Source organism: Nonomuraea zeae, assembly GCF_005889725.1.
In the GTDB taxonomy this organism is placed as follows: Bacteria; Actinomycetota; Actinomycetes; order Streptosporangiales; family Streptosporangiaceae; genus Nonomuraea; species Nonomuraea zeae.
In genome coordinates this window covers 45057-53964 of record NZ_VCKX01000050.1, presented here as the reverse complement: position 1 = coordinate 53964, position 8908 = coordinate 45057, and the positions used below count along the sequence as shown (strand labels likewise).

At 69.5% G+C, this 8908-nt stretch carries 8 protein-coding genes; 1 reads left to right on the top strand and 7 read right to left on the bottom strand.

Going from position 1 to position 8908, the window contains the following annotated elements; genetic code table 11:
* Nucleotides 1-162: 162 nt before the first annotated feature.
* Complete coding sequence (locus ETD85_RS18430) at nucleotides 163-549, top strand: hypothetical protein (RefSeq protein WP_138690953.1); 387 nt, start codon at nucleotides 163-165, stop codon at nucleotides 547-549.
* Nucleotides 550-565: 16 nt separating this feature from the next.
* Here the strand turns inward: ETD85_RS18430 and ETD85_RS18425 are convergent, their stop codons facing one another.
* The 7 genes from ETD85_RS18425 to ETD85_RS18395 are packed head-to-tail and all read right to left on the bottom strand — an operon-like array spanning nucleotide 566 to nucleotide 8767.
* The gene (locus ETD85_RS18425) at nucleotides 566-2020 is read right to left on the bottom strand and encodes a carboxyl transferase domain-containing protein (RefSeq protein WP_138690952.1); all 1455 of its coding nucleotides are present in this window, start codon (nucleotides 2018-2020) and stop codon (nucleotides 566-568) included.
* Entirely contained in the window at nucleotides 2017-3198 is a 1182-nt protein-coding gene (locus ETD85_RS18420; RefSeq protein ID WP_138690951.1) for a CaiB/BaiF CoA transferase family protein, read from the bottom strand. The genes ETD85_RS18425 and ETD85_RS18420 overlap by 4 nt, the downstream gene beginning before the upstream one ends.
* Nucleotides 3195-4682: a CoA-acylating methylmalonate-semialdehyde dehydrogenase gene (locus ETD85_RS18415; protein ID WP_138690950.1), complete on the bottom strand. Its 1488-nt coding sequence runs from the start codon at nucleotides 4680-4682 to the stop codon at nucleotides 3195-3197. The genes ETD85_RS18420 and ETD85_RS18415 overlap by 4 nt, the downstream gene beginning before the upstream one ends.
* Entirely contained in the window at nucleotides 4679-5527 is an 849-nt protein-coding gene (locus ETD85_RS18410; RefSeq protein WP_138690949.1) for a fumarylacetoacetate hydrolase family protein, read from the bottom strand. The genes ETD85_RS18415 and ETD85_RS18410 overlap by 4 nt, the downstream gene beginning before the upstream one ends.
* Nucleotides 5524-6375, bottom strand: coding sequence for a dioxygenase family protein (locus tag ETD85_RS18405; RefSeq protein ID WP_138690948.1), 852 nt, complete (start codon nucleotides 6373-6375; stop codon nucleotides 5524-5526). Before ETD85_RS18405 ends, ETD85_RS18410 begins: the two co-directional genes overlap by 4 nt.
* Entirely contained in the window at nucleotides 6372-7199 is an 828-nt protein-coding gene (locus ETD85_RS18400) for an alpha/beta hydrolase (RefSeq protein WP_138690947.1), read from the bottom strand. The genes ETD85_RS18405 and ETD85_RS18400 overlap by 4 nt, the downstream gene beginning before the upstream one ends.
* A complete protein-coding gene (locus ETD85_RS18395; RefSeq protein ID WP_170246736.1) occupies nucleotides 7196-8767 on the bottom strand; it encodes a bifunctional 3-(3-hydroxy-phenyl)propionate/3-hydroxycinnamic acid hydroxylase in 1572 nt (523 codons plus the stop codon). Before ETD85_RS18395 ends, ETD85_RS18400 begins: the two co-directional genes overlap by 4 nt.
* Nucleotides 8768-8908: the final 141 nt, after the last annotated feature.

Here is an 8908-nt window from a genome sequence, read left to right as displayed (position 1 = left end):
GTGGGGGCGGGCTGCGCGGCGTGTCCCGGCTGGGACTGGGGCCGGCCCCATCAGGCATGTGCTCCGAGGCGAGGCCCATGCCTGCGCCGGGACCGGCCGTGTCAGCGACCGTGTCAGCGCGACACCGGCCGGGCATCAGAGCGGTCCGCGATCGTAACGACCATGAATGGCTCAGTGATTGCGGCCGCGACGCCGCGTAAGGCGGACGAGGACCAGATCGTCCTGGACGGCATCGACTTCCGCCACACGATGCGGGGCCTGCTGGCCCGCTATGACGTCATGCTCGCGAGCCTCGTGGCCATCGGGATCATCATCGGGCTCGTGCCGGCCGGCAAGAAGGGGCCGGGGGTGCGGCCCATAGCTCGGCACCTGTCGTTCACCCCGCTCGTCGATACCCTGCGCGGCCTGCTGGCCGGCCCGCCGTCGGCGGGCCTGGTCGTCATGGCGATCGCCGGGTGCGCCGGGCTCTCGTTGCTCAGCTACCTGTGGGTACGCGCGCAGTTCACCAAGCAGCATGAGGCTGACCGGCTCGCGCCGAGTGGTTGGTGATCGTTCCACCTCGCCATCAAGCCAGCTTGCGGTAGCGGCGCTGTCGCTCCTTGAGCCGCGTGGTCGGGTCCATGGCCGTCAGACACGCGAGTTCGTAGCGCAATGCCTGTGCTGCTCTGTGGCAAAAGTCCTCAGGCTCGTCCGCTGCATCACCGTATTCCAGGATGATGTCATCAACCAGGCCGGAATCGGCTAGGTCTTTGGACCGGATGTGCTGAGCGCTGGCGAGGTCCGATGCCCGATCCGGAGTCCGATGTACGAGAGCACTCGCACCTTCGAGAGGCAGTGGTGCCAGCCAGCCGTGCTGGGCGGCGAGTACCCTGTCAGCAGGCAGGATCGCCAGCGCCGCCCCGCCGGTCCCCTGCCCCAGCAGTAGAGAGACTGTGGGAGACGGCAGGGTGGCCAGTTCGGTCAGGCAGTGCGCGATCTCGCGCGCCAGACCGCCTTCCTCAGCCGCGCTGGACAGTTCGGCCCCTGGGGTGTCGATCACGGTGACCAGTGGCAGCCGCAGTTCTCCAGCAAGCCGAATGCCCCGGCGAACCTTCTGAAGGGCGGCCACGTCAAAGGTGTCCCCAGTGCGTTCCTGACCGACGAACACACAGGAAACTGCTCCGAAGTAAGCCAGGGCCAAGATAACTCCACCGCCTGCGGGGCCGAGTCGCATCACGTCCGTCGCCGTACTCTGCAAAAGGCGGTGTGCCCCGGGACGGTCCAAGCGTCGAGTGGAGAGCACGGCCTCCCAGGCAGGGCTGTCGGGCGACGGGCCGGTGGTCGGCGGTGCGCTCACTCTCTCCGCGGAGGAGCTGAGGATGCGAAGAGTGCGGTCCACGACGGAGGACAGTTTCGAAGGGCAGACCACCATGTCCACCAGCCCATGTGCATGCAGGTTCTCTGCCGTCTGCACCCCCTTGGGGAACCGGGAGCCGTGCAGGCCCTCATAGACGCGCGGGCCAAGAAAGCCGATCAGCGCGCCGGGTTCGGCCAGGGTGATGTGCCCCAGTGAACCCCAGGACGCCAGCACGCCACCCGTCGTGGGGTGGCGCAGGTATACGAGGTAGGGCAATCCAGCGCTCTTGTGCGCGGCAACGGCCATGGAGATTTTGATCATCTGCAGGAAGGCTACGGTGCCTTCCTGCATGCGCGTGCCGCCGGAGGCAGGGGCAGCGAGAAGAGGCAGGCCTTCTGCGGTGGCACGTTCCACAGCTGACACCAGGCGTTCGGCTGCGGCTACACCGATCGAACCGCCCAGGAACCCGAACTCACCGGCGACGATGGCGACGCGGCGTCCGTGAAGTAAGCCGCAGCCAGTGATGATTGATTCGTCGAGCCCGGTTCTTTCGCGAGCAGCGGCAAGGTCTGCGGCATAGGCCTGATCGGGATCCACATCCACGGGTTCGATGTCCCAGGTATCAAAGGTGCCCTCCTCCAGCAGGGCGTCGATCAGCTCGCGGGCGGTCAGGCGCCGTATCATGTGTCCGCCTCCAGCGTGGCTTCGTTGGCAAGCCACGCGCGGATGACCGCGCTGTCTGCGCCGAGCAGCGGGGGCGCCGTGTGCCCAGCGAAAGTCTGCTCCGTGCCGTCGGAGCCGAAAAACCTCAAAGGTGGACCGGGAACGGTAATCGGCCCCAGGGTGGGGTGAAACGCGTCGAGCAGAAGCCCTTGGCTGCGGGTCTGGTCCCATTCGTACACTTCGCTGAGATCACGCACTTTGCCGGCCGGTATGCCGGCTTCGGCGAGGGTCGTGAGGAGCTGCGCGGTGTCGTGGCCGGCGAACAGTTCCTCGACGAGTTCGATGACCGTGGCGCGGTTGGCGACGCGCTCGGGGTTGGTGGCCAGGCCGGGCCGGTCCGGGTCGAGCCCGAACGTGGTGCAGAACCGCCGCCACAGTCCCTCGCTTCCGATGGCGATCTGCACGGCGCCGTCGCGGGTGTGGAACAGCCCGTACGGGCAGATGGACGGGTGATGATTGCCCTGGGCGTGACCGACCTCGCCGGCCACGGTCCACTTCGTGCCCTGGGAGGCGTGCACGCCCACGACGGCGGCCAGCAGGGAGGTGCGCACGACCTGGCCGGCCCCGGTGTGCTGGCGTTCGATCAGGGCGGCGAGTACGCCGTAGGCGCCGTACATGCCGGCCAGCAGGTCCGCGATCGGCACCCCGACGCGCTGAGGGTCGTCCGGACCCGAGCCGGTCAGCGACATCAGCCCCGCCTCGCCCTGGGCGATCTGGTCGTAGCCGGGCCGGCCGCCCTCAGGGCCGTCGTGGCCGAAGCCGCTGATGCTGAGCACCACGAGCCGCGGGTTCAGCTCGCTCAGCCGGTCCGGGCCGAAGCCGAGTCGTTCCAGCACGCCGGTGCGGAAGTTCTCCACGAGCACGTCGGCCTTGCGGACGAGCGCTTCCAGGGTGCGCCTGCCGTCGTCGGACTTGAGGTCCAGCTCGATGGAGCGCTTGTTGCGGTTGGCGGACAGGAAGTACGTGGATTCGCCGTCGCGGAAGGGCGGCCCCCAGCCACGGGTGTCATCCCCCGCGCCGGGGGTCTCGACTTTGATGACGGTGGCGCCGAGGTCGCCGAGCATCATGGTGGCATGTGGTCCCGCCAGGGCGCGGGTCAGGTCGGCCACCACGATCCCGGCGAGCGGTCCGTGGCTCACGTGTTCTCCGGGAAGCCGAGGTTGATGCCGCCGTGGCTCGGGTCGAGCCAGCGGCTGGTGATGACCTTCCCTCGGGTGAAGAAGCGGATGCCTTCCATGCCGTGCGCGTGCAGGTCGCCGAAGAGTGAGTTCTTCCAGCCGCCGAAGGAGTAGTAGGCCATGGGGACGGGGACGGGCACGTTGATGCCGACCATCCCGACCTCCACCTCGTTCTGGAAGCGCCGAGCCGCGCCGCCGTCGTTGGTGTAGATCGCCGTGCCGTTGCCGTACGGGCTGGCGTTGATCAGCTCGACCGCCTGCTCGTAGGTGTTCACCCGCAGGACGCTCAGGACGGGGCCGAAGATCTCGTCGGTGTAGATGCTCATGTCGGTGGTGACGTGGTCGAACAGCGTGGGGCCGAGCCAGAAGCCGCCGGACTCGCCCTCGGCCGCCACCTCCCGGCCGTCAACGACGAGCCGGGCGCCCGCGCCCTCCCCCTCATCGATGTATCCGGCCACCTTGTCGCGGTGGGCGCGGGTGATGAGCGGTCCCATGTCGACGCCGGTCATCCCGTCGCCGGTGCGGAGCTTGACTGTGCGTTCGGCGATCTTCGCCACCAGGTCGTCGGCGATGGCGCCGACCGCGACGAGCGCGCTGATGGCCATGCAGCGTTCGCCCGCCGAGCCGTAGCCGGCGTTCACCGCAGCGTCGGCGGCCAGGTCGAGGTCGGCGTCGGGCAGCACCACCATGTGGTTCTTGGCCCCGCCCAGCGCCTGGACGCGCTTGCCGTGGGCGGTGGCCCTCTCGTAGACGTAGCGGGCGATCGGGGTGGAGCCCACGAAGGAGACCGCCTTGATCGCGGGCGAGACCAGCAGCGCGTCGACTGCTTCCCTGTCGCCCTGCAGCACGTTGAACACGCCGTCCGGCAGTCCCGCCTCGGCCCACAACTCGGCGATCCACAGTGCCGCGGACGGGTCTTTCTCACTGGGCTTGAGCACCACGGTGTTCCCGGCGGCGATCGCGACGGGGAAGAACCACATGGGCACCATGGCGGGGAAGTTGAACGGGCTGATGATGGCGACCGGGCCGACCGGCTGGCGGATGGAGGATACGTCCACGCGGGTGGAGGCGTTCTCCGTGAACTCGCCCTTGATCAGGTGAGGGGTGCCGCAGGCGAACTCGACGACCTCCTGACCGCGGGTGATCTCCCCGAGCGCGTCCGACAGCACCTTGCCGTGCTCGGCGGTGATGATCTCGGCGAGTTCGCCCTTGCGGGCGTTGAGCAGTTCCCGGAAGGCGAAGATGATCTGCGTGCGCCGGGCGAGCGAAGTGTCGCGCCAGGTGGGGAAGGCCGCCGCCGCGGCGGCGATGGCGGTGTCGGCGTCGCGGGTGGAGGCCAGCGCCACTTCGCCGGTGATGGCGCCGGTGGACGGGTCGGTCACCGGGGCGGTGCGCCCGCTCGTGCCCGTGACGCGTTTGCCGCCGATCCAGTGCGGGATGGTCATCGCGGGTCCTCCTGTCGGTTGCGGCCGGCGACGGGCGTGCGCAGCGTGCCGAGCCGGTCGATCTCGACCTCGACGACGTCGCCGGGCTGCAGCAGCCATGGCGGGGTGCGGACGTAGCCGACGCCGTCGGGGGTGCCGGTGGCGATGACGTCGCCGGGGTTGAGCTGGAAGGTGCGGCTGATCAGGGACAGCACGTCGCCAACCTCGAAGATCATGTCGCGGGTGTTGCCGTCCTGGACGGTCGTGCCGTTGACGCGGGTCTGGACGCGCAGCCCGTCGCGCAGGTCTCCGGTTTCGTCGGCGGTGACGATCGGGCCCATGGGACCGCTGCGGTCGCCGTTCTTGCCGAGGGTCCACTGGGTGGTGAGCTTCTGGGCGCGGCGGGCGGTCAGGTCGTTGAAGGTGGAGTAACCGAGCACGGCCGCATGCGCGGTGGCGGAGTCGGCGTCGACCAGGGGTTCGGCGACGTATGCGGCCACCTCGCCCTCCCAGTCCAGGCCGGCTTCTCCCGTGGGGACCGGTACGGGCACGTCGCCGACGCTGAGCGAGGCCGTCCAGCGGCCGAACAGGGTCGGGTACTCGGGCACCTCGTGGGAGCCCTCGGCGGCGTGGGCGCGGTAGTTGAGCCCGACGCAGATCACCCGCGCCGACGGGGGGACGGGCGGCGCGAACCGCACCGACGTGGCGGGCAGTCCCGCCCCGCTGAGCCGGGCGGCCTTGGCTGTCCAGCCCCGGGCGTCGCGCCAGAACCGGGCCACGTCGGTCACGACGTGGACGGTCTCCCCGTCCAGTCGCGCGACGTGGACCCTGTCATCTCCGGGGAGCCGGATTCCGGCGAGCTTCACTGCCCTTCCTTCCAGTGGAGAGGTACCAGGTTGAGATCGAACTCGATCTCCTCGTAGGGGCCGGCCATCTCCCACCCTTGCGTGCGCTCGCGGGGGTGGCAGATCAGCTCGTCCTTGACCGCGTACGCGGCGTCGGAGCCGAGGTAGGGGTCGCCGGCCAGGAAGACATGGGTGGTCAGCGGCCGGTAGCCGGCGGCGGTGACCCGGTAGTGCAGGTGGGCCGGGCGCATCGGATGGCGGCCGATGGCGTGCAGCAGTCGGCCGCCGGTGCCGTCGGTGGGCACCGGGTAGCTGCTGGGCCGGATCGTGCGGAAGCAGTAGCGGCCGTCGGCGTCGGTGGTGAACAGGCCGCGCAGGTTGCCGCTGTCCTGGGTGTCGTCCTGGGTGTCGTACAGGCCCGTGTCGTTGGCCTGCCACAGATCGACCTGGGCGCCGGCCAGCGGGGTGCCGTCGCAGTCGAGCACCCGGCCGTGCACGACCGTCGGCACGCCGCGCTCGCGTTCCGGTCCGAAGCTGATCCAGGCGCCGAGCTCGCGCTGGGGCGCCGGCGAGTGGAAAGGGCCCTCCACCGACGACGGCGTCATGTTCTTGGGGCCGACGTGGTTGACGTCGTCGACCGCCGTGGTGAGGCCGAGCATGTCGGACAGCAGGATGAATTCGTTGCGCTCGGGGGTGCACATCTGGCCGGTCTCGATGAGGAAGTCGAGCCCGGCGAGCCACTCCCGCTCGGTCGGGCGCACTTCTTCCACGAAGGCGTGCAGGTGCGTGACCAGCGCGGAGACGATCTCGTTCAGCCGCGGGTCCGGGCCGTTGACCTGGCTCAGCACCTGGCGCAGCAGCGGAGTCATGCGGCGCCTGCCAGGTGGCTGAGCAGGAACGCGGCCGTCAGTCGCAGATGGTCAGGGCGATCGAACTCCTCACCCTCGTGCCCCGCGCCGCCAAGCAGGATCATCGTCGACTCGGCCCCCGCGCGGACGAGGGCGTCGTGCAGGGCCAGGCTTTCGGAGACGGGCGTGACCCTGTCCCGATCGCCGTGGGCGATGAGGAACGGCGGCGCATCCGCGCTCACCCAGGACAGCGGGCTGGCGGCGCGGGCCGCGGCCACGTCGTCGGCGACGTCGGCCAGGCCGAGCAGCGGCCCTTCGAACGGCGGGTTGAGGATCTCCTTCTCCAGCCAGGTGCGGCGGGAGTTGGCCAGCAGATCACTCTGGCCGAACCAGTGCACGACCGCATCCACGCGGCTGGGCTGGTCGAGGTGGTCGCCGACCGCGCCTTCCAGCTCGACGTTCTTGGCGGTCAGTCCCGCCATGCTGGCCAGATACGCCCCGGCGGACGCGCCCCAGGCGCCGATCCTCTCGGTGGCCAGGCCGTACTGGCCGCCGTTGGCGCGCAGCCAGCGAATGGCCGCTTTGACGTCGTGGACCTGGGCGGGGTAGGTCGCCTGGGCGGCGAAGCGGTAGTTGGCGGAGGCGACGGCGATGCCGTAGGAGGCCAACAGCTCCAGCCGCTCGGCGGCGCCGTCGCGCTTGTCACCCACCTGCCAGCCGCCTCCGTGCAGGTAGAGCACGACCGGCGCCGGGCCCTCGACTGCCGGCAAGTAGAGGTCGAGGTCGAGGGAGACACCGTCCGCCTGGGCGTACTCGATGTCGGACTCGGTGCGCACGTGGGTCACGCGGACTGCCTTTCGTTGGTCAGGTGGAGCCGGGCGGCCAGTTCGTCGACCAGCGACGAGAGGCCGGAGTCCAGGGCGACGCCGAAGACGTACCAGTCCGGACGGGTGATGTAGGCGTCGGCGTGGTGGTCCTTGAGGAACTGGGTGTAGACGCCGTCGAGGTCGGTGACCGCGTTCGGGTCGGCGGGGTCCTCCAGGACGGCGACGGAACAGCCGACCGCCTCCAAGGTGTGCAGCTGTGCCGCCGAGAGCTGGGGGGCATGGCGCGAGATGAGCTGGAAGCCGTGGCCGAGCAGGTCGTCGCCGCGCGCTTCCACGCCGCCCTTGCGCAGGCGGCCCTGCGGGGACAGCGACCCGGTCACCGCGGCGATCGAGCCGTCGGACTCGCGGTGCAGGACTCCGTGCTCCAGCTTGGGGAACGGCGGCGGGGGCGGGCTGAGATTGTTGCGCAGCGCATGGTTGCGCCGCCCGGCCTCGTCGGGGTCGACGATGTTGACCAGGCGGGACAGCCCATCGCTGGCGAACACGATCGCGGACACATGGGGCTCCCGCTCGGCCTGGTAGTCGTCCAGCAGGTCATCGCCGGCGGCGCCGGACAGCACGAGCGAGAGCTTCCAGCCGATGTTGCGGCCGTCACGGATGGCGGAACAGCCGCCCTGCCCCATGTACGGGGTCATGGTGTGGGCGGCGTCGCCCGCGATGAAGACCCGGCCGGTGCGCCACCGCTCGGCCACCCGGGTGTAGAAGTGGTAGACGACCTGACGGCAGATCGACATCTGCTGCTCGTTCAGGCCGTGCTCCTCACGCAGGAAGTCCCAGGCCACCTGCGGGTCGTACATCGCCTCCTCATCCTCGTCCTCGTGCAGGCGGATCTCGAACCGCTGGCGGGTGGTGCCCAGCGGCATGTACATGTGCGGCCGCTTCGGATCCATGATCATGATGAGCCGGTCGAACCGTTCGGGCAGGTCAACGAGCTTGTTCATGTCGAAGTTGAGCCAGCGCTCGTGCAGCCCGTAGTCACGCATGGTGATCCCGGCGGCCTCGCGGACGAAGCTCGCAGTGCCGTCGGCGCCGATGACGTACCGGGCCCGGATCGTCCGCTCCTCGGCCGGATCGGTGGATTTCTTGGGACGCACCGTGAGCTCGACGAAGTCGTCATGCTGGGTCAGGCCGATCGCTTCGGCGCCTCGGTTCACCTCGACGTTCGGCAGCGTGTCCACCTTCTCCCGCACCACGGCCTCGACGTCCGGCTGGAAGATCGACGAGTGGGCGGGGAACCCGCACTGCGCGCCGCTCCAGTCCAGGGTGAGCATGGGCTCGGCGGCGGCGTCCCCGAAGTGGCACGCCTTCAACGTCACGGCCGTGCTCAGCGCCTTGTCGATGGACGAGCCGGTCGCCTGCACGGTACGGCACGCCTCGCCGTCGAAGGTGACCATGCGCGGCAGCGGATACAGCTCCCTATGCCGCTCGAACACCACCACGCGGTGTCCGGCCGCGCCGAGCGTGGCCGCCGCCACCTCGCCCGCAGGCCCGTAACCGACGATCGCAACGTCGTAGATGTCAGGCACGTGTCTCTCCCAGAAGATGCGGCGCGCTCCGTCGCCGGACGAGAAGCTCTGAAGCCTCCGAGATCCCGCTAACCCTCTAAAGGTTCGGGTGTTTTATGTGAGTGTGCCGCTCCGCAACCAACAGGTCAAGAGCGTGTTACC

What these genes read in the sequence shown, in the direction of transcription:
- ETD85_RS18430 (WP_138690953.1), top strand. Translation starts at nt 163, where the DNA reads ATGAATGGCTCAGTGATTGCGGCCGCGACGCCGCGTAAGGCGGACGAG.
- ETD85_RS18425 (WP_138690952.1), bottom strand. Translation starts at nt 2,020, where the DNA reads ATGATACGGCGCCTGACCGCCCGCGAGCTGATCGACGCCCTGCTGGAG.
- ETD85_RS18415 (WP_138690950.1), bottom strand. Translation starts at nt 4,682, where the DNA reads ATGACCATCCCGCACTGGATCGGCGGCAAACGCGTCACGGGCACGAGC.
- ETD85_RS18405 (WP_138690948.1), bottom strand. Translation starts at nt 6,375, where the DNA reads ATGACTCCGCTGCTGCGCCAGGTGCTGAGCCAGGTCAACGGCCCGGAC.